The organism is Clostridium gelidum, from assembly GCF_019977655.1.
In the GTDB taxonomy this organism is placed as follows: domain Bacteria; phylum Bacillota; class Clostridia; order Clostridiales; family Clostridiaceae; genus Clostridium; species Clostridium gelidum.
The window spans coordinates 4,381,911-4,401,907 of sequence record NZ_AP024849.1 but is presented as its reverse complement, the minus strand read 5'-3'; the positions used below and the strand labels follow the sequence as shown (position 1 = coordinate 4,401,907).

Below are 19,997 nucleotides of genomic sequence, written 5' to 3'. Positions count from 1 at the left end.
AAAGGAATAAAAAACTTCAAAAGTATGAAAAAATATAGTAACTATTCAGCTATTGAATAAATTTATTATATATTAAATAATTTTTCAAAAAATTATTCCTATTATTCTTAGCTTTTGGTATTATAAATATTGTCTTTTAAAAAACTAATGATAAGGTGGTGACTATCGTGAGCGAAGGCAAAATTATAGAAATCTATAATCAAGGATTAACGCAAGTTATGAGTGTTATAAAAGAACTTACAAATGAAATAAAAGGTCTAAATTCTCAAGTAGAAAAAATTTCAAAAGAAAATAAAGCTCTCGGTGAGCGTGTTCAATCTTTAGAAAAACAAACTCAAAAGAATAGTAATAACAGTAGCAAACCACCATCGACAGATGGTTTTAAAAAGAAAACTAAAACTTTAAGAACTAAATCAGGCAAAAAACCTGGTGGTCAAGAAGGTCATGATGGAAAGACACTTGAGCTTACTGAAAATCCAGATGAAATAATTGTACACACTGTAGATAAATGTGATATTTGCGGAGAATCCTTACAGGATGTAGCTCCGGACAGTATAATTGTACGACAAGTGGTTGATCTACCAGAGACTAAAGTAAAAGTTACTGAACATAGATCAGAAGTTAAAAAATGTCCAAAGTGTAGAAGAAAAAACACCGGTAAATTCCCTGAGGGAATAACAAACACAGTTCAATATGGCGATAAAGTAAAAGCGATAGCTGTTTATTTAACTCAATATCAATTAATTCCGTTTAAACGTGGTGCTGAATTGATTTCTGATATGTTTAATATAAGTTTAAGTCAAGGTACAATAGTCAATTTTAATAATAACTGTCATGAAAAATTAGAACTTGTTGAAGAAAATATAAAAAATGCAATAACTAATTATCAAGGTGCTGTACATTATGACGAAACTGGAATATATATAGATAAAAAACGCCAATGGCTACATGTTGCTTCAAATGATAAATATACTTATTATGAAGCACATGAAAAACGAGGTAAAGAAGCTATTGATGATATAAATATATTACCTAAATTTACCGGAACAGCAGTACATGACTGCTGGAAGACATATCATCAATACTCTTGTGAGCACGCTTTATGCAATGCTCACATATTAAGAGAGTTAAATGCTATATCAGAGCTAGAAAAACAAAAATGGGCAGAGCCTTTGAAAAATCTATTAGTAGAAATAAAAAAAGAAGTAGATTTATCTTGGAATACTGCCAATGCCTTAACTTTAGATAAAATTGAAGCCTTTGAAAAAAGATATGATCAAATATTAGAAGATGGCTTCAAAGAAGATTATATAGCAAATAGTAAAGCATACAGTAAAAAGAAAGTAAAGAAAAGTACTAGTCTTAATCTATTAAATAGATTAAGCGGTTATAAAAATCAAATACTTGCTTTTATGTATGATTTTGAAATACCTTTTGATAATAATCTTGCAGAGCGTGATCTACGAATGACTAAGGTTAAACAAAAAATCTCTGGAACATTTAGAAGTAAAGATGGCGCAAAAGCATTTACTAGAATTCGTGGATATGTATCCACGGTTCGAAAAAATAGCTTGAATACTTTGGATTGTATAAAATCAGTATTTACTTCAAATATAATCGATCCGACCTTAGTTTAACTAAGATATTTCTAGGGGTATTGAGAATAAGTTGATACCCCTATTTGCCATACCTAAAAGTATATCTATTAAAATTTTAAATGACTACAGCTGAATAGTTACAAAATATAATATAATAGTATATAATGTAAAAATATTAGACTTAATCATATGAAGAAATATTATTATATATCTTGCAACATGTATAATATAAAAACAGAGGGGAATGATTACTTGTCAAGATTAGGGAAATATGTATGTGCTCTGTATATATGTTTAGCAATTGTTATAGGAGGATTTGCAGCTTATTTTAAAGTGATATTAAGTGATCCTAATAATTTAATTGCACAAAGATATAATGCTTTTTTCTATGGTAGCTATGATAATAATTTAAGTAACCCCCAAGGAAAACTTGTAACTACTGCTCCTAATTATAAAAAACATGGGCAAGTAATAAATATTGATTCTAACTTATGCATTAGGGAAGAACCCAATTTAGATAGTTATATAAGTTATTGTTTGTATGAAGGAATGATATTTGATATATTAGAGAAAGATAATGGTTGGTATAAGATAAAATATGAAGATATTATAGGTTATGCCAATGGTGATTATATTGAAGAATATGATGAAACTCCACCTAATAAGGTATATGATGAAATACAAAGCAACTCAATATTTAAAAAGGCTACACCTATTGAAGCAGAGTTAACTGCTTATTGTAATTGTGCAATATGTTCAGAAGCATGGGGATCCCAAACTGCAATGCAAACACATACTAGAGTGGGTGTTATTGCTGCGCCAAAAGATATACCACTTGGAAGTAAAATTTATATTCCGGAACTAAAAGATTATAAAGAAGATCGAATATTTAATGTTGAAGATAGAGGCGGAGCAGTGGTGGTAAAAAATGATGGGACGTATATAATAGATATTTGGTTACCTACTCATGAACAAGTTAATGAATTTGGCAGAAAAAAGACCATAGTTTACTTAATGGAATAATCATCTATTGAAGTTTCCTTAAGATTCAATTAAAATGATGTTAGTGAAAGAAAAGAATAAAAAATATTATTAATAGTAGTCTTTTTTAGAATTAAGGGGGACAAAAAAATATGGGTCAGTTAAAAGAAAATGAAAAGATATTTTTTGGTGGAGGAGATATGATCATATCGCCAGAAGAAGTTGAAGAAAAAATAGAAGAAATGAATGAAACGTTGCTAATTTATCGTTCAGCTATAAAAGAAGTTAAGACTAAATTAGATATTTTAGATGATGAACTTAAAATAAGAAGAAAAAGAAATCCAATAGAGTATATGAAGTCTAGAGTTAAAACACCAGGAAGTATTATGGACAAGCTTAGACGTAGAGGACTTGAAATGAGTGTTGATGCTGCTAAAAAGAATTTAAATGATATAGCAGGTATAAGAGTAATTTGTTCTTTTGTTGGTGATATATATGATATTGCTGAGATGCTTAAAAGACAAGATGACATTATATTAATTGAAGAAAAGGATTATATAAAGAATCCAAAGCCGAATGGATATAGAAGCCTTCATTTAGTTGTACAAGTTCCTATATTTTTTTCAGATCATGAAGAATTAGTTAGAGTAGAAGTGCAAATAAGAACAATAGCAATGGACTTTTGGGCAAGTCTTGAGCATAAATTATATTATAAAACATCAGGAGAAAATCCGGTACATATTACAAATGATTTAAAAGAGTGTGCGGATGTTATAGCATCAACAGATATGAGAATGCAAGATATACAAAGAGAAGTTGAAAAATTAAGATAGATAGTGAGGGATAACAATGATTAAAGAACTAATTTTAAAAAATAGATCATATAGAAGATTTTATGAAGAAAAGCTTATTGAAAAAAGTAATTTAAAAGAATTAGTTAATTTAGCAAGGTTATCACCTTCTGGGGGAAATATACAAGCATTAAGATATATTTTAGTAAATACAAAAGAACAAAATGATAAAATAAATAAACATATATTTTGGGCAGGATATTATAAAGAGTGGGATGGTCCTAAAGAAGGAGAAAAACCAAGTGCTTATATAGTTGTAGTTAAAGATACTAATCTTAAGAATAGTTTACCACAAGATGAAGGAATATCCGTGCAAAGTATTTTACTAGGAGCAGTTGAGATAGGCCTTGGTGGATGTATAATTGCTAATATAAATAGAAAAAAATTATCAGAAGAACTTAAATTAGATGAAAAATATGAAATTGCGTTGGTGGTTGCATTAGGATATCCAAAGGAAGAGGTAGTTATTGAAACTGTTAATGAATCTGGTGATATAAAATATTGGAGAGATGAAAATGAAATTCATCATGTACCTAAAAGATCTTTAGATGAATTGATTTTGTAGTCCCTTAAATTAAATATTTAATCATAGTTAAGAATATTAATGAAGTTTCAAAATAAGGTAGATAAGTATACATATAATAAATAATTAAAATTTAATATAATGTAGTGATTTTGAACATACTATACTTGTAACTTTTTAGAAAAGGAGAGTATTATATATGGAAAGAGAACACTATAATGTTGATGGATTAGCTAATGAAAATATGAAGACACAAGTTAAGAATGCACTTGAAAAAATTGAGGGTGTAAGTAATGTTTGTATAGATCTTGAACGTGGAAGCGTTGAAGTAATATACAATAAACCTGCGACGCAAGATGAAATAAAAAGTTGTATAGAAAATACAGGACATAATGTTAAGTAAAGAAGTCCTAACTATTTTGTAAGCTAAAGAGGAATGTATATAAAAGTACATTCCTCTTTGCTTTTTGAATAATCAAATGTTACGTTCTTTTTTTTAAAGTTATTTTGATTCTATTTTATAAATTATGTTAATAAAAATAGTAAAGAAGAATATATTTTATATAGCATATAGAGGAGGATAAGATGATGAAAAATAACTTTTTAAAAAATTTAGTAATATGTACACTTGTAATTATAGAAATATCTGCATTTTGGGTAGCTAATGAAGTGAAAGTAAATGCAGAAACTAATGGTTCGTGGGTATATGAAAATAATAGCTGGCGTTATTATAGTGGTCCTGCTATAAAGAGTGGTTGGACTCAATATAATGGCTATTGGTATTACTTAGATGATAATGGGCGGATGAAGACAGGTTGGATTAAGAGTGAAGGAAAATGGTATTATCTTGATTCTTCTTCTGGGAAAATGCTAACAAGATGGATTGAGGATAATGGAAAATGGTATTATTTAAATAATTCTGGCGAAATGAGAATAGGATGGCTCGAAGAAAATGGGAATTTATATTACTTAAATGATTCTGGTGTAATGGTTAAGGATATATACATTGATTCACGTTATTTAGATTCAAATGGAGCTTGGAAAAAAGAACCATGGTGCAATAGAGATGATAACAGAAGTAGATAATATAAAAATTAGTAATAATACAATAATGATATATCAGTTTTGATTGAAAAAGGACTGTTCCACAGGCTTTACTCTGTGGGATAGTCCTTTTAATTTATAATTAGTGTCCTATAAGTTTATCATTTTCAAATATATGTCCTGTTAACCAATCATTTAAAAGTTGTAGTATGTTAATTATATATTCATCTTGATTATGATCAATTTTTTTAAAATCTACATCTTTAATTCTTTTTATAAATGCATCATGTTCAACTTTTTGAGTGAACATCCTTTTATAATTAATGCTGTTCATATATTCTTCTTCAGCATTAAAATGAAATACTGTATAGTCTTGAAGTTGTCCTATTAGTGTTACTATTTTGTCATATTTATCAAGTGTAAAATCATTTTTTAATAGATTATATGTTTTATCAGCTATTCCAAATAGAACTTTATGTTGTTCATCAATAAAATCTATTCCAGTTTTATATTCTTCTTTAAATTCGTACATTAAATGATACCTTCTTTCCCTATAATATATTATAATTATTATACAACTAATTTGAAAAATTGACTATAGAATTTTAATAATTTTTATTAAACAATAACATTTATTAACAAGAAACATTAATAAACAAATTTATAGCTTATGATAAGGAGAAAGTATACAATATGAATATAATTCAAAATATTGATAATAGTATTTTACAATTTATACAAGTAAATATGAGAAGTTCTATTATGGATAAAGTAATGCCTTTAATAACTGATTTGGGGAATGGAGCAATAATATGGATGTTAATTGCGATTGCATTTTTAATAAACAAGAAATATAGAAGATATGGACTTATGATTATAGTTGCATTGATGCTATGCTTTATTGTAGGGAATTTGAGCATTAAACCTTTAGTTGCTAGAGTCCGCCCATTTAATGCAAAACCATTGTTAGATGGACTTCTTATAAAACAACCAGCGGATTTTTCATTTCCATCAGGACATACAATGTGCTCATTTGCATCTGGAGTTGTAATATTTTATATGAATAGAAGGATTGGAATTTTTGCTTTAATTATAAGTTCTCTTATTGGATTTTCAAGATTATATTTATATGTACATTATCCATCAGATGTATTTTTGGGAATGGTAATTGGAATTTTGCTCGGAAGTTTGTCTATAATTATTATTAAAAGATTAAAGGTATTTTAACTCTTTTTGTAGAACTATAGTTTGTGTGGAGTAAATAATCACAAGGTACCTATCTTAAGGGTAGTAAAATGAAATATGACTATAGGGGGATGCTGTTATGAGTTGGAATTGTGCAGTATGGCACAGTAATAGTGTTAAAAGTAAAGAAGATGCAGAAAAATTATATGAGAAGTTATGTGTAGATGATACTTCATTAATAGGACCAACACAAAGAATACAAGATTTTTATGAAGAATTAACAGCAAAACATCCAGAAGTTGATGATGTGAGTGAAGATGAGATTAACAATTTAGATATATGTCCATGGAGTGTTGCTTTTGATAAATCAGAAGGACATATTATTATGTCATGTGTATTTAGTAGAGCTGAATATATAAATAGTTTAATTCAAGAACTCGCTAAAAAATATGAATTATCTTTTTATGATCCTCAAAATATAACTTTTGTTTTATAGTTTTATAAAAAATTATATTTACCTTTGATTTAAATGGAATAATATGGTATACTAAACTAGTTGGTTTTAAATAATAGATTAAAAAAATGGTTGGGTATATGAGAAAAGTTTAACATTAAGGGGGAGAAAAAATACTATATGGTCAATTTAAAATATTCTGCTTTATATTCTGATAGTTTAGGATGTGAGCAAACATCGGTATGTTTTTTTAAAGGGGAATTTGAGCTAAAAGTGAGAGGGTGCACTTTTAAAAGCGACGGTTTAAATTTTGATTTTTATACTAAGAATTCTAAGAAAATAAGCCATTTATTTTATCTTAAGGATGATGAGCTAATAGAATATGTTATAGATATCAAAATTCCGTTAACATTAGTTTGTGATAATAACGAATGTATAGAAGAATTTTTATTGCGTGTTGAAAGGCATAAGAATTATTATAGTAATTCGCTTTCTGTTGATTTAGAAGGTTTAGTTTATAAGGCTAAAGGGTATGATTTACAAGAATTACTCATTAATATGAATAAGGAATTACCAAAAAAGTATAAGCTGGACTGTTATTTTCCACATGAGTGTGGAGTGAATTATATTCAAACTAGTAATGAAAGTGCTTTTTATTTTTTGAAAAGTTTTAAAGATGAATGGAAAATAAATTCAAAAAAAGATGGCTATTTGAATTTATTTAAAATTAAACATGAAAAAGAATTTAATAAACTTCAAACAGTTCCAATTACATATATTTGTGATGAGTACTGTTTAAATTAATTCCAGATATTTTCATTAAAAACCATACTTATGCATAATAGTTTTTTTATTTGCATATAATAAAATGAACATGATTTTCTAAATTGTTTTAATTAACCAAAAGAGATAGCGTATATTATAATGCTATCTCTTTATAATTATTAGAATATTAATTAATTTTCATGTAATTGATTATGCCTAAAATAGTTGTCTTAAATGTAAAAACTTATTTGCATTTAAGGCAGCTTTTTATAGTTAGGCACATGAAAATATGCTGGCAAATGTACTTGTTATTTTGATTGTGACTTAAAATCTAAAAGATAGAATAAATTGAAAAGCTGTGTCATAAAATTATATAAGTGTAAATATAAATTAATGAGTTATTTAGGCAATAAAGTATTTCTAAAATAATAAAAGTATTTAATAAAAATTATAAGGAGGAAATATTGTGAATGAATACGAGGAAAAGTTAAACGAAAATAAGAACATAATATTGAGAAACATAGAACAAGGTAAGAAAGCTGGGGTTAATAAGGTTTCAGCTGTTTTTGCAATAAGCAAGAGAGATGAAATAAGAAAAAACATGGTTACAGATTTAGCTACATGGCTAATAACTGATGGGTTTAAAGTATCGCTTAAAGAAGGGGAGCTGGAAATACTAACAATTGAATGGGAATAGTTATAAAAACATAATTAAGCCTTTAAAATGCAAGAATTAGCAAATTAAAAAATATTAAAACGTACTAATATAAATTATCAAGTTTATTTAGGTACATGAAAATAAATAACAAGTCCAAAGTTGCCATGAATATTTTTCATCAGGCAAGGAGACTTGTTATTTTTTTGATTGTGCCTTATTACAATAATGTCTTTGCTGTGATAAAGAGGTGAATATATATCAAGCGTAGTTTGTAATTTTTCATGCCATAGCCTTTCAGATACCGAAAGTGGAGTGAATACTAGTTCGATTAATAAAGATACATGAGTGTCTTAAATCATGAAGTCGAATTATTTTTACTCCACTTTTTTTGCATACTCTTTTCAATTTAGTAAGTTTCTCATATAATTGCTGAACAGGTGATCTAATAGGTTCTACATTATATAAAAATAAAGAGAAAATATATACTAGGTTGACAAATAACTGACATAAACTAATGATATTATATTAATTAGAAATGATAAGGTTTACTGGAACTTTAAGTAATTTAATTTAACAATTTAATTATATTATAAGTATAAAAGGAAGGTGAGGAAAATGGGAAATATAATCAAAATTAATATGTACGTAGAAATGAAAAGGAAAAAGAATAATCAATTAAAATTAAAAACAGTAGAAGAAGCTATTTTAGAATATAATGATTGGATAAAAAAGACCAACAGAGAGGATAAAATAGAGAACTATGAAAGATTTTTGCAAGCACAATAATTATTTTTAGAGGTAGGTTAGACATCAAAGTTTAATCTACCTCATTTTTTATTTTGTGGAAAAATTGCGCTAATTGTAGCATTATTTAAATATAACTAAATAAAAAAGAGCTTACATATGAAAATGCAATATCGTGAGTTCAATTTGTGGTAGAGTCTGAACAATTCTTCTCATAAATTTATAACAGAAAAGTCAAAGTAAATTTTAGATATAGTAAGAGGTGGAATCAAAACATAGGTTAAATATATTATAAATGTATATCTCTTAAATAAGCTTAGGAGATATTTAAAGATATCAGATTAATGTTCATTCTATAATAAGTTTTATTATTAATACAGTAGAAAAATATCAAGGTATATTGTGAATATAGAAAAGCAAGTATGATTATTACGCGTTAATAGTAATATATAACTCGAATCGTTAGTTTATGGTGGTTGTAATAATACTTGTATAATTATATAATTTTAATAACAGGAAGGGGTGAATGCTATGAAGGTTGAGTTTTGTCTTATAGATAGTGGTGATATTGTATTTACAAAAGAATCAAAAGACTTGAAAGATGTAATAGATGTTATTACAAAAGTTGGAACGGAAATAAATTTGTTTTTTAGCAAAGATGATTTCATCCATGGGTATGTACAAAGTATAATGTATCAAGTTAATGCTGAAAATAATGATGAAAGCCTAAGAATATATTTTTCAAATGATTATACAAAATCTAAAAATAAAGAAAGAATATCTAGTGAACATTTAAGCACTACAAAATTAAGTGAAAAGAAATAATATTAATTAAAAAAATAGATTAAATTTATTTAAAGCAGTAAGTATGTGAACTTACTGCTTTATTTGTTAATATAATTATTTAGTATTTTAAATAACATAAAAACTGTAAAATAAAAGAAATAACACGAACAAAAAGAAAAAAATATTGTAAAATGTTCAGTGAAAATTGACAAAATATAATATAAATTATAGAATAAATATAGCATAAAAATAAACTTATGAATGGAGTAGATAAGCATGAAAGCAATATTAACAGTAATTGGGCAAGATAAAGTTGGTATTATAGCAGGGGTTAGTCAAAAAATGTTAGAATATAGCATAAATATATTAGATGTTAATCAAACTATAATGCAAGGGTTTTTCACTATGATAATGGTATTAGACTGTGAACATATGAAAGGAAGCTTTGAAGATGTTCGCGGCGGACTTACAGCTGAAAGTGAAAGACTTGGGGTAGAAATAAAGATACAAAGAGAAGAAATATTTAAGTCAATGCATTCATTATAATTAGGAGGGGCTTATGAATACTAATAATATACTTGAAACAATAAAGATGATTGAAGAAGAAAGATTAGATGTAAGAACTATAACAATGGGTATTTCATTACTTGATTGTATAGATCCAGATGGAGATAAAGCTAGAATTAAGATATATGATAAAATTACAAAAGCTGCTGAACATTTAGTAGAAGTTGGTAGACAAATAGAATCAGAATTTGGTATTCCAATAGTTAATAAAAGAGTTTCAATAACTCCAATGTCAATAATTTGCGGAGCTACAGATGAAACTGATTATGTTGAGTTTGCAAGAACTTTAGATAGAGCAGCTCATACGCTCGGAATAGATTTCTTAGGTGGATTTTCAGCATTAGTTCAAAAAGGTTGCACTAAAGGAGATAAAATTTTAATTAGTTCAATTCCAGAAGCACTAGCAGTAACAAAAAAAGTTTGTGCATCTGTTAATGTAGCATGTACAAAATCAGGAATAAATATGAATGCAGTAAGAGATATGGCAGAAGTTATAAAGAGAACTGCAGAACTTACTAAGGATCAAAAGGGATTTGGATGTGCAAAATTAGTTGTATTTGCAAATGCAGTTGAAGATAATCCATTTATGGCAGGAGCTTTCCACGGAGTTGGAGAAGCTGAAAAAATTATAAATGTTGGAGTAAGTGGACCTGGAGTTGTTAAGAGAGCTCTTGAAAAGGTGCGCGGAGAATCTTTTGACGTTGTTGCAGAAACAATTAAGCAAACTGCATTTAAAGTTACTAGAATGGGTGAATTAGTTGCAAGAGAAGCAGCGAGAAGACTAGATGTACCTTTTGGTATAATTGATTTATCTCTTGCACCAACACCAGCTATTGGAGACTCTGTTGGTGAAATTTTAGAAGAAATAGGACTTGAACAAGTTGGAACTCATGGTACTATTGCAGCACTTGCAATGCTTAATGACGCAGTTAAAAAAGGTGGAGTTATGGCATGTAGCCATGTTGGAGGATTAAGTGGAGCTTTCATTCCAGTATCAGAAGATTCGGCTATGATAGATGCAGTTAATAGTGGATCAATAAATTTAGAAAAATTAGAAGCTATGACATGCGTATGTTCAGTTGGTCTTGATATGATTGCAATCCCTGGAGACACACCAACTTCAACAATTGCAGGAATGATTGCTGATGAAGCTGCAATAGGAGTTATTAACAATAAGACTACAGCAGTTAGAATTATACCAGCACCAGGATGTGTAGTTGGAGATATGGTTGAATTTGGTGGACTTTTAGGTAGAGCACCTGTAATGAAAGTAAACGGAAAATCATCAGAATTATTTGCAAATAGAGGCGGAAGAATTCCAGCACCTATACATTCATTTAAGAACTAACCTAAAATATATTTAAGTAAATACGGGAATAGATTAAAAGTGAGAAATGAATTAGAGACTGTAACAAATAATTACATATATAAATCCTTATAAAAAATCAAGACCTAAAAGATTAAATTAATATATCTTTTAGGTCTTTTTCATATGATATTTGTTGTTAATTTTATAACATAATATCCATGAAGATTTAATCTTTTGTATATTTGTAATTGTGAATAATTTTAATAATATAAGTGGAAGTTAGTTATTTTTATAAGAAAAATAAGAAAGGTAACCAAAAGAATGAATTAAATCCACCATTAAATCCATTATTAAATCCACAACAGTTATTGCAACAACAATTTCTACGGTGATGCCTACAGCAATTTCTATTACAACTACTCATAATTCATTTCTCCTTTGCATATCTAATCATTTGTTATAGTAATAATATATTCAACATAATTAAAAAGTGTTACACAATAAAGAATGACTTTGGATTTTTATTTCAATTCATATTGTAAATGATACAGATTAAGTTTCTTTATGTTATAATAGCGAAAGAGAAAATTAAAAACATAAGAAAATTAAGTAGGTGCAAATATGATAAATGAAAAAAAGTTTTTACCAATAAGCAAAAAGGATATGAAAGAAAGAGGCTGGGATGAATGTGATTTTATAATAGTCACAGCTGATGCATATATAGATCATCATAGTTTTGGAACTGCAATTATTTCAAGAGTTCTTGAAGCACATGGATATAAGGTTGGAATAATAGCACAACCTGATTGGAAGTCAGTTTATGATTTTCAAAAATTAGGGAGACCTAAATATGGATTTTTAGTTAATGCAGGAAATATGGATTCTATGGTTAACCATTACACAGTAAGCAAGAGATTACGTGAAAAAGATCTTTATTCACCAGGTGGTGAGATGGGACTTAGACCAGATATGGCAACTATTGTTTACTGTAATAAAATAAGGGAAGCGTATAAGGATATTAATATTGTTATTGGTGGAATAGAAGCAAGTCTTAGAAGATTTGCACACTATGATTATTGGAGTGACAAAGTAAGAAAATCAATACTTATTGATAGTACAGCAGATCTACTTATTTATGGCATGGGGGAAAAACAAATTGTAGCAGTTGCAGAAAGTCTGAAAAATGGAGTTGCTGCAAAGGATATAACTTATGTACGAGGTACTTGCTATGCAACAGAAAGTTTAGAAGATGTTCAGGATTATATTGAAAATCCATCATATAAAGAAGTTTGTACAGATAGATACAAGTATGCAAAAGCAAGCAAAATTGAATATGAAGAACAAGATTCAGTAAGAGGTCATATTATTGTACAAAAACATGGAAATAAGTATGTAGTTCAAAATAAACCAGAGACACCTTTAAATAGAGAAGAGTTAGATGAAGTTTATGGACTTCCATATATGAAGAATTATCATCCAATATATGAAGGTAAAGGTGGAATTGCTGCAATTGAAGAAGTTAAGTTTAGTACAGTAAGCTCAAGAGGTTGTTTTGGAGATTGTAAATTTTGTGCTATAACTTTTCATCAAGGAAGAGTTGTTCAAAGTAGAAGTAAGGAATCAATATTAAAAGAAGTTGAGGAAATTACAAATTTACCTGACTTTAAAGGATATATACATGATGTTGGAGGCCCAACTGCTAACTTTAGAAAACCAGCATGTAGTAAACAATTAGCATTTGGTGCTTGCAAAGGAAAAGAATGTTTATCACCTGATGTTTGCGAAAATATGGATGTAGATCATAGTGAATATTTAGATTTGCTTAGAGCTATAAGAAATGTTCCAGGCGTAAAAAAAGCATTTGTTCGTTCGGGGCTTAGATATGATTATATTATGGCTGATAAAGATGATACTTTCTTTAAAGAATTAGTAGAACATCATGTAAGTGGCAAGTTGAAAGTAGCACCAGAACATGTTTCAAAAGATGTTTTAAAATACATGGGTAAACCAGCAGGGGAAACGTATGATAAATTTGTAGCTAAATTTGAGAAATTAACAAAGAAAATAGGAAAAAAACAATATATAATTCCATATTTAATGTCTTCGCATCCAGGGAGTACATTAGATTGTGCTATTGAACTTGCAGAATACCTAAGGGATACAAATTATCAACCAGAGCAAGTACAAGATTTTTATCCTACACCAGGGACACCAGCGACTACAATGTATTATACAGGACTTGACCCAATGACGATGAAAGAAGTATATGTACCGAAGACTAAACATGAAAAAGCTATGCAAAGGGCACTTCTTCAATTTAAAAATCCAAAGTATTATACATTGGTATATGAAGCACTAACTGAAGCTGGAAGAACAGATTTAATTGGAAATGGACCTGAGTGTCTTATAAGAGATAAGAATCACGGGAGTACTAATAGATATAGAGAAACGCAAGTCCAAGGAGAAAATAATAAAAACAATTCTTATAAAGGTACAGGAAGTACTGCAGAAAAAAATAGGAATAAAACTGGGAAATCAAACGATAAAAACGCGCATGTTCAAGGGAAATTTAAAGATAAAAATGATGGGAAAAACAAAAATAAAAATGAAAGTAAATATAGTGATAAAACTCAAACCAGCAGAGGAAAAAGTACCGGAGTAGGTAAAGGAAAATCTAGTACAAAAACTAAAGCTAAACGTAAATAGAAATTCACTTTTTTAAGCCTTCTAATGGCAATTTTGCGATTAGAAGGCTTTTTTGAACACATATTTAATTAAAAAAAATATATTAAGCAAATTCTATACAAGTAGGTGTTGGAATAGTTTCTGAGTTTATAAATGTTAATACACCTGTTGTTTGATTGATAGAAAATATAGATATATTATCGGAGTTTTCATTAGCACAAAGTAAGAAATTACCTGTTGGGTCTAATTGAAAATCTCTAGGTGAATCTCCATTACAAGAAAAAGTATCTATATATTTTAATTTTCCATTATCTTGGTTTATAAAAAATAAGCTTAAAGAGTTATTGGCTCTATCAGAAGTGTATAAAAATTTATTATTTTCATGAATACGCACAGCTGCACCTGATTTGTTACCGCTATAATATTTAGGTAAACTACTCAAAGCTTGAATGTTAATAAAAGGATTTTCTGATTTTGAGTTATACTTAAAAACAAAAACTTCTGAAGTTAACTCACTTAATATATAGTAAAAAGGCTTTGTCTTGGAATAAGTTATATGTCTAGGACCTGTTCCAGGTGGAAAGGAATAACTAAGGTTATCTTTTTTTACAAGGTTATTATCTTCTAAGGTATAAATTATCATTTTATCGATGCCTAAATCAACGGATAAAATATACTTTTCATCAGCTGTGAACATAGAACAGTGAATATGAGGTTTTTCTTGCCTTGAAATATTTATGCTATAACCACTATGTTTACCAAGTGCAGGAGAATTTAATATTAATCCATCTAAGGTATTGTAAACAAGCATTTTATTTTCATGATAATTTGATGAAATTAAGACTTGTTTGATATTACTTATACTTACATGACAAGGTGGCTTCTCTTCAGAAAGATTAGAATTTATTAAATACAGTTTATATTGTTCTTGCCAATATTTAAATGATGATACCCCAGACTTTTCACCAATTTTACAAGTGGAATAAACAATATGTCGTACTTTATCGATGGATAAATATGTAGGATTTTCTATTTCATAAGTTAAATTACTTTTTTGAATTTTACCAGAAGTTATATCGAAATTAATTCGATAAATTCCTTTGCTTTTATTTTTAGTATAAGTTCCAATAAACCCCAAGATAATATTTTGATGTAGTACCATTATATATGCCCCCTTTTCTAGTGTATAGCTATAAGTATAGCATAAATATAAGTTGGATTTTTCCTCATAACTAGCATAGGAAATCATGATTTTGACTATTTAATGATTTCAAATAAAAATATCAAAAAATTCATAATTATACACAGTAATTAATATTAAAATGTAAAGATAGACGAAATAAATTTTATAAATAATCAATGGTAAAATTAAAATTTGAGAAATATGTAAAATATAATAATATTAATTGCCTGGATTAGGTGATTTTATACAAAATTAAATAATAAAACAAAATAGAATGTATATAATTAATTTTATTAATGTTGATAAGGCATAGAACTTTGATATAATAGTAATATGGTGTCTTTAAACAGACATTTATTTGTAGAGAGTTAAATAAAATAATTTTACGAAATAAAATATTTAAATAGAAGGGGGACTTTAGGAATGCCAATAAGAATTCCTATGGAATTGCCTGCATTTCAGGTTTTGTCTAATGAAAATATATTCATTATGAATGATGAGAGGGCTAATAATCAAGATATAAGACCACTAAAAATAGCAATTCTTAATTTAATGCCTAAAAAGATAGTAACAGAAAATCAATTACTTAGATATTTATCTAATACACCGTTGCAAGTAGAAATAAAGCTCATTCAAACTAAAAGTTATGTTTCTCAGAATACACCATCAGAACATTTAAATAAGTTTTATAGTTACTTTGATGATATAAAACATGAAAAATTTGATGGACTTCTAATAACTGGAGCTCCAGTTGAGCAAATGGAATTTGAAGATGTTACATATTGGAAAGAGCTTACTGAAATAATGGAGTGGAGCAAAACTAATGTATTTTCAACTGTCCACATTTGCTGGGCAGCTCAAGCTGGCTTGCATTATCACTATAATATACCAAAATATGATTTGAAAGAAAAAATGTTTGGAATATTTTCACATGGGGTAAATGATGAAAAGGCTGATCTTACAAGAGGTTTAGATGATGTTTTTTATGCGCCTCATTCTAGACATACTGAAGTTAAACGTGAAGATATAGAAAAAGTTCTAGAACTTGAAATTTTATCTGAATCTGAAGATGCTGGAGTATTTATTGTAGCAACAAAGAACCGAAGAAATGTATTTATAACAGGGCATATGGAATACGATAGAAATACATTAAAAGAAGAATATCTAAGAGATAAAGAAAAGGGAGATAATATAGAAATACCAAAAAACTATTTCAAAAATAACGATGTAAATGAGACCCCTCAATATACATGGAGAGGTCCTGCAAGCATAGTTTTTGGTAATTGGTTAAATTATTGTGTATATCAAAATACACCTTATGATCTTAGTACGCTTTAAAATATAATATAATTAGAAAAATCTGCATAAGAAGTATAAACGGAACCCCGATTGTAAACTTCTTATGCTTTGTTTTATGTCTAAAACAAGACATTCCAAATAGCATACCAATAGCTCCGCCAAAAACAGAAATTCCAAGTAGAGTCTTTTCGGGTATTCTCCATTCTCTATGGATAGCTCTTTGCTTGTCCATAAGCATTATAAAGAACCCTAGCAAGTTAATAATAAATAAATATGTTAATCCAATTTTAAGCATAATTTTCACTCCAATATATAAATTTATTATTATGATAACATAATTTATATTGGAGTACAAAAATTATTAATAGTTTGAAGAAGCCAAAGTTTAATTACCCCCCAAGAGTTATGTCTTGTTCATTGTACCAGGAAAGCGCGTTACAAAAATCTTCTTCTTTAAAATCCGGCCAATAGTTATCTAAAATATAAAAATCTGAATAAACTGATTGAACTGGTAATAAACCACTTAATCGTCTTCGTCCACCCCATCGTATTATAAGATCTATTCTAGAAATATCCTTTGAATGTAAATATGGCTGAATGTGCTTTTTTGAAGGATCACTATTTTTTAATAAGTTTAAATCCCATTCCCAACCATAATTAATTAAAAAGTTTGCTTTAATCCCACCTAAGCCAAATTTTTGCCTGGTGGTAAATGGTAATAATTCTTTGGGAAAACAACTAGATTCAGTATTTCCTAAGACTAATATTTCACAATTTTCTTTTGTTAAAAGCATAACTGAATCTATACAAGCCTTTGTGAAGGCTTCTTTTTGATCACTAGGACGTTTTGTATTATCTATTGTAAAACCATAAAAGGTTACTTCCTGAACATTTTCTTTTTGGCATAATTTAAAAACTTGTAGCCCGGGATTTATTCCGTGGTCATATCCTTTATGTTTGCTAAGTTCATTGGATAAAGCCCAACGTCTATTGCCATCAGGAATAATACCTATATGTTTTGGTATTCTCATAATTTTATTTCACCTCTTATAATTAATAGTGCATCTTAAGAGTATAACCAAGTAATAGTAAAAAATACACCCATATAAAAAAAGTGCGAAGCACAATCAAGAACTTTCCCTGATAAAAAAAGCACGAAATGCAACCAAGAACTTTCCCCAATAAAAAAAGCGTGAAGCGCAACCAAGATCATTTCACAAATAAAAAAACCAAGTATAAGATAGGGGATCTTATACTTGGTTTTGCCATTTCTTTATTCAAAATGACTATTATAATTAATAAGGGGTAATTAACTACTTTATATATATTATTATATTACTATAATGTGTCAAAGTTATGTCAGAAAAATGAAAAAAGTAAAATATTATTTTTATTTCAGTTCGTAAAAGAACTTTAAATTAAAAATAAATATAGATAATAATTTTAATATACTATATAATAGTTATTATTATATAAAAATTATTGACCATGATAGGTAGGAGGATATATACGTGAAAAAGTTAATTTCGTGGAATGTTAATGGATTAAGAGCTTGTGTAAAAAAAGGATTTGAAGAATATTTTAAAGAAGCAGATGCGGATATATTTTGTATACAAGAAAGCAAGCTTCAAGAGGGGCAAATAGATTTATACTTAGAAGGTTACAAATCTTACTGGAATTATGCAGAAAAAAAAGGATATTCAGGTACAGCAGTATTTACAAAGGAAGAACCAATAAATGTGAAAATAGGCATGGGAATTCAAGAGCATGATACGGAAGGAAGAGTAATCACATTAGAATTTCAAGAGTTCTATTTAGTAAATGTTTATACTCCAAATTCAAAACAAGGTTTAGAAAGAATTGATTATAGAATGGTGTGGGAAGATGTCTTTAAAGATTATTTAAAGTCTCTTGAAGAAAATAAACCTGTTATAGTATGTGGAGATTTAAATGTTGCTCATAATGAAATAGATCTTAAAAACCCTAAGAGTAATAGAAAAAATGCTGGATTTAGTGATGAGGAAAGAAGTAAGATAGGACAGCTTTTAGATGCTGGATTTATAGATACATATAGATATTTTTATCCAGATAAAGAAGATGCATACTCATGGTGGTCATATAGATTTAATGCAAGGGCAAATAATGCAGGATGGAGAATAGATTACTTTTTAGTTTCAGAAAGTTTAAAAGATAAATTAAAAGATTCTAAAATTCATATGGAAATAATAGGCTCAGATCATTGTCCAGTGGAATTAATGATTGAACTATAGTATTAATAATTAAACTGCAAACTAAATTACCGGTATACACATGTTGTATACCGGTAATTTAGTTTATAAGTTATTATGTATTGAAATTAAGGCACAATCAAAAAAATAACAAGTCCATTTGCCAGCCTATTTCCCATCATGCAGCGTCGGCAAATTGGCTTAATAGGCCCGCTATGAGGGCAATTAGTCTCCTTGCCTGATGAAAAATATTCATGGCAACTTTGGACTTGTTATTTATTTTCATGTGCCTAAATTATTTTACAATGAATTTTTTTATTCCTGGCCATGCAGCAAAGCTGGTAATAAAAGATAGCATACTAAATGTGAAAATTAAAAGAATTGGAAAAGTTAAAGGGAAAAAGACAATATTAATTCCTAAAAAAATCCCACAAACTAAAGCAGATAATAATGCATTCTTCAGACATACTATACTAAGAAATATAGAGTTTTTAAAAATATCCTTTATAGGAAGGGAAATTGTAGTGAGCAAAGGATAAATATATATACAAGCAAATCCAAGCAAAACGGTAATGAAAAGGCATACAAAGAAAATGCAATAAAATATAGGTTGTTGCTGTGCCAATTTATAATAGAAGAATAGTGCTACACCAAATAATGTAAATGTTAAAGCAACTATAAAACTACAAATTAGTGATTGTTTCCAATTGGATTTAAATGCTTGATGAAAATCGCTGAAAATATAAATATGTTTACGCTGAATCATTGACATAGTAATTGAGGTCAAAGCGCCGAAAGCTGGACCAACTGTGACAATAGGTATGCAATAAATAATAAAAATAATATTCAGTTTAAGAATATCCCAAAACCTTGTAATAAATAGTTCGAAAAATAATGATATACCTTCTTTTGAAGGCGAATCTTTTTCTACACCAGGACCTTCACGTTGGAAGTTCGGTGAAAATATTCCCATAAAATCAATCTCCTTAAGTGTTTTCTAATAAGCATACAATTATTATAAGCAAACAAATATAATGTTTACTTTAGGTCAAGTTAAAAATAGTATAGCATTTGAAAAATCAATCTGCAATATATATTAGATTATTTTAAAAAAAAGTAAAATAATTTAAATAAATA

The 19,997-nt window shown here is 28.2% G+C and carries 23 protein-coding genes; 17 read left to right on the top strand and 6 right to left on the bottom strand.

Features of this window, described 5'->3' with window-relative positions:
- Nucleotides 1-167 precede the first annotated feature (167 nt).
- The 6 genes from tnpC (at nt 168) to psyc5s11_RS20125 (ending at nt 5,039) form a co-directional block, all read left to right on the top strand.
- Complete coding sequence (tnpC, locus tag psyc5s11_RS20150) at nt 168-1,637, top strand: IS66 family transposase (RefSeq protein WP_224033641.1); 1,470 nt, start codon at nt 168-170, stop codon at nt 1,635-1,637.
- Between the two features lie 321 nt (nt 1,638-1,958).
- The gene (locus psyc5s11_RS20145) at nt 1,959-2,621 is read left to right on the top strand and encodes an SH3 domain-containing protein (protein WP_375542018.1); all 663 of its coding nucleotides are present in this window, start codon (nt 1,959-1,961) and stop codon (nt 2,619-2,621) included.
- Nucleotides 2,622-2,731: 110 nt separating this feature from the next.
- Nucleotides 2,732-3,412, top strand: a complete 681-nt coding sequence (locus psyc5s11_RS20140; protein WP_224034268.1) for a GTP pyrophosphokinase — start codon at nt 2,732-2,734, stop codon at nt 3,410-3,412.
- A 16-nt stretch (nt 3,413-3,428) separates the two neighbouring features.
- The gene (locus psyc5s11_RS20135) at nt 3,429-3,995 is read left to right on the top strand and encodes a nitroreductase family protein (protein ID WP_224034267.1); all 567 of its coding nucleotides are present in this window, start codon (nt 3,429-3,431) and stop codon (nt 3,993-3,995) included.
- 157 nt (nt 3,996-4,152) lie between these two features.
- Nucleotides 4,153-4,356: a heavy-metal-associated domain-containing protein gene (locus psyc5s11_RS20130; protein ID WP_224034266.1), complete on the top strand. Its 204-nt coding sequence runs from the start codon at nt 4,153-4,155 to the stop codon at nt 4,354-4,356.
- Between the two features lie 185 nt (nt 4,357-4,541).
- The gene (locus psyc5s11_RS20125; protein ID WP_224034265.1) at nt 4,542-5,039 is read left to right on the top strand and encodes an N-acetylmuramoyl-L-alanine amidase family protein; all 498 of its coding nucleotides are present in this window, start codon (nt 4,542-4,544) and stop codon (nt 5,037-5,039) included.
- A 100-nt stretch (nt 5,040-5,139) separates the two neighbouring features.
- Here the strand turns inward: psyc5s11_RS20125 and psyc5s11_RS20120 are convergent, their stop codons facing one another.
- Nucleotides 5,140-5,529: a bacteriohemerythrin gene (locus tag psyc5s11_RS20120; RefSeq protein WP_224034264.1), complete on the bottom strand. Its 390-nt coding sequence runs from the start codon at nt 5,527-5,529 to the stop codon at nt 5,140-5,142.
- Between the two features lie 161 nt (nt 5,530-5,690).
- Between psyc5s11_RS20120 and psyc5s11_RS20115 the strand changes: the two genes are divergently transcribed.
- The 8 genes from psyc5s11_RS20115 to psyc5s11_RS20075 all read left to right on the top strand — a co-directional run bounded on the left by psyc5s11_RS20115 (nt 5,691) and on the right by psyc5s11_RS20075 (nt 11,504).
- Nucleotides 5,691-6,224, top strand: a complete 534-nt coding sequence (locus tag psyc5s11_RS20115) for a phosphatase PAP2 family protein (RefSeq protein ID WP_224034263.1) — start codon at nt 5,691-5,693, stop codon at nt 6,222-6,224.
- A 97-nt stretch (nt 6,225-6,321) separates the two neighbouring features.
- Complete coding sequence (locus tag psyc5s11_RS20110; RefSeq protein WP_224034262.1) at nt 6,322-6,678, top strand: hypothetical protein; 357 nt, start codon at nt 6,322-6,324, stop codon at nt 6,676-6,678.
- 138 nt (nt 6,679-6,816) lie between these two features.
- A complete protein-coding gene (locus psyc5s11_RS20105; protein WP_224034261.1) occupies nt 6,817-7,440 on the top strand; it encodes a DUF6304 family protein in 624 nt (207 codons plus the stop codon).
- A gap of 427 nt (nt 7,441-7,867) precedes the next feature.
- Nucleotides 7,868-8,098 carry a hypothetical protein gene (locus psyc5s11_RS20100; protein WP_224034260.1) on the top strand — a complete coding sequence of 77 codons (231 nt, stop codon included), beginning with the start codon at nt 7,868-7,870 and terminating at the stop codon, nt 8,096-8,098.
- Nucleotides 8,099-8,674: 576 nt separating this feature from the next.
- The gene (locus psyc5s11_RS20090; RefSeq protein WP_224034259.1) at nt 8,675-8,845 is read left to right on the top strand and encodes a hypothetical protein; all 171 of its coding nucleotides are present in this window, start codon (nt 8,675-8,677) and stop codon (nt 8,843-8,845) included.
- Between the two features lie 489 nt (nt 8,846-9,334).
- Nucleotides 9,335-9,628 carry a hypothetical protein gene (locus tag psyc5s11_RS20085; protein WP_224034258.1) on the top strand — a complete coding sequence of 98 codons (294 nt, stop codon included), beginning with the start codon at nt 9,335-9,337 and terminating at the stop codon, nt 9,626-9,628.
- Nucleotides 9,629-9,865: 237 nt separating this feature from the next.
- The gene (locus psyc5s11_RS20080) at nt 9,866-10,135 is read left to right on the top strand and encodes an ACT domain-containing protein (protein ID WP_224034257.1); all 270 of its coding nucleotides are present in this window, start codon (nt 9,866-9,868) and stop codon (nt 10,133-10,135) included.
- A gap of 13 nt (nt 10,136-10,148) precedes the next feature.
- Nucleotides 10,149-11,504 carry a PFL family protein gene (locus tag psyc5s11_RS20075; protein ID WP_224034256.1) on the top strand — a complete coding sequence of 452 codons (1,356 nt, stop codon included), beginning with the start codon at nt 10,149-10,151 and terminating at the stop codon, nt 11,502-11,504.
- Between the two features lie 250 nt (nt 11,505-11,754).
- Here psyc5s11_RS20075 and psyc5s11_RS27935 read toward each other — a convergent pair whose 3' ends face one another.
- A complete protein-coding gene (locus tag psyc5s11_RS27935) occupies nt 11,755-11,889 on the bottom strand; it encodes a hypothetical protein (RefSeq protein WP_258712366.1) in 135 nt (44 codons plus the stop codon).
- A gap of 197 nt (nt 11,890-12,086) precedes the next feature.
- On the opposite strand from psyc5s11_RS27935, the gene psyc5s11_RS20070 reads away from it, so the two are divergent.
- Nucleotides 12,087-14,171 carry a YgiQ family radical SAM protein gene (locus psyc5s11_RS20070; RefSeq protein WP_224034255.1) on the top strand — a complete coding sequence of 695 codons (2,085 nt, stop codon included), beginning with the start codon at nt 12,087-12,089 and terminating at the stop codon, nt 14,169-14,171.
- Nucleotides 14,172-14,253: 82 nt separating this feature from the next.
- Here the strand turns inward: psyc5s11_RS20070 and psyc5s11_RS20065 are convergent, their stop codons facing one another.
- Nucleotides 14,254-15,312 carry a lactonase family protein gene (locus psyc5s11_RS20065; RefSeq protein ID WP_224034254.1) on the bottom strand — a complete coding sequence of 353 codons (1,059 nt, stop codon included), beginning with the start codon at nt 15,310-15,312 and terminating at the stop codon, nt 14,254-14,256.
- Nucleotides 15,313-15,756: 444 nt separating this feature from the next.
- On the opposite strand from psyc5s11_RS20065, the gene metA reads away from it, so the two are divergent.
- Complete coding sequence (gene metA, locus psyc5s11_RS20060) at nt 15,757-16,671, top strand: homoserine O-acetyltransferase MetA (protein WP_224034253.1); 915 nt, start codon at nt 15,757-15,759, stop codon at nt 16,669-16,671.
- Here the strand turns inward: metA and psyc5s11_RS20055 are convergent.
- On the bottom strand, nt 16,658-16,927 hold the full coding sequence (locus psyc5s11_RS20055) for a DUF1294 domain-containing protein (RefSeq protein WP_224034252.1): 270 nt from the start codon (nt 16,925-16,927) through the stop codon (nt 16,658-16,660). The two genes, metA and psyc5s11_RS20055, sit on opposite strands and share 14 nt — an antisense overlap.
- A 94-nt stretch (nt 16,928-17,021) precedes the next feature.
- Complete coding sequence (locus psyc5s11_RS20050; protein WP_224034251.1) at nt 17,022-17,663, bottom strand: undecaprenyl diphosphate synthase family protein; 642 nt, start codon at nt 17,661-17,663, stop codon at nt 17,022-17,024.
- A 480-nt stretch (nt 17,664-18,143) separates the two neighbouring features.
- On the opposite strand from psyc5s11_RS20050, the gene psyc5s11_RS20045 reads away from it, so the two are divergent.
- Entirely contained in the window at nt 18,144-18,902 is a 759-nt protein-coding gene (locus tag psyc5s11_RS20045) for an exodeoxyribonuclease III (protein WP_224034250.1), read from the top strand.
- A 253-nt stretch (nt 18,903-19,155) separates the two neighbouring features.
- Here the strand turns inward: psyc5s11_RS20045 and psyc5s11_RS20040 are convergent, their stop codons facing one another.
- Nucleotides 19,156-19,833 carry a DUF624 domain-containing protein gene (locus psyc5s11_RS20040; RefSeq protein WP_224034249.1) on the bottom strand — a complete coding sequence of 226 codons (678 nt, stop codon included), beginning with the start codon at nt 19,831-19,833 and terminating at the stop codon, nt 19,156-19,158.
- Between the last annotated feature and the right edge of the window lie 164 nt (nt 19,834-19,997).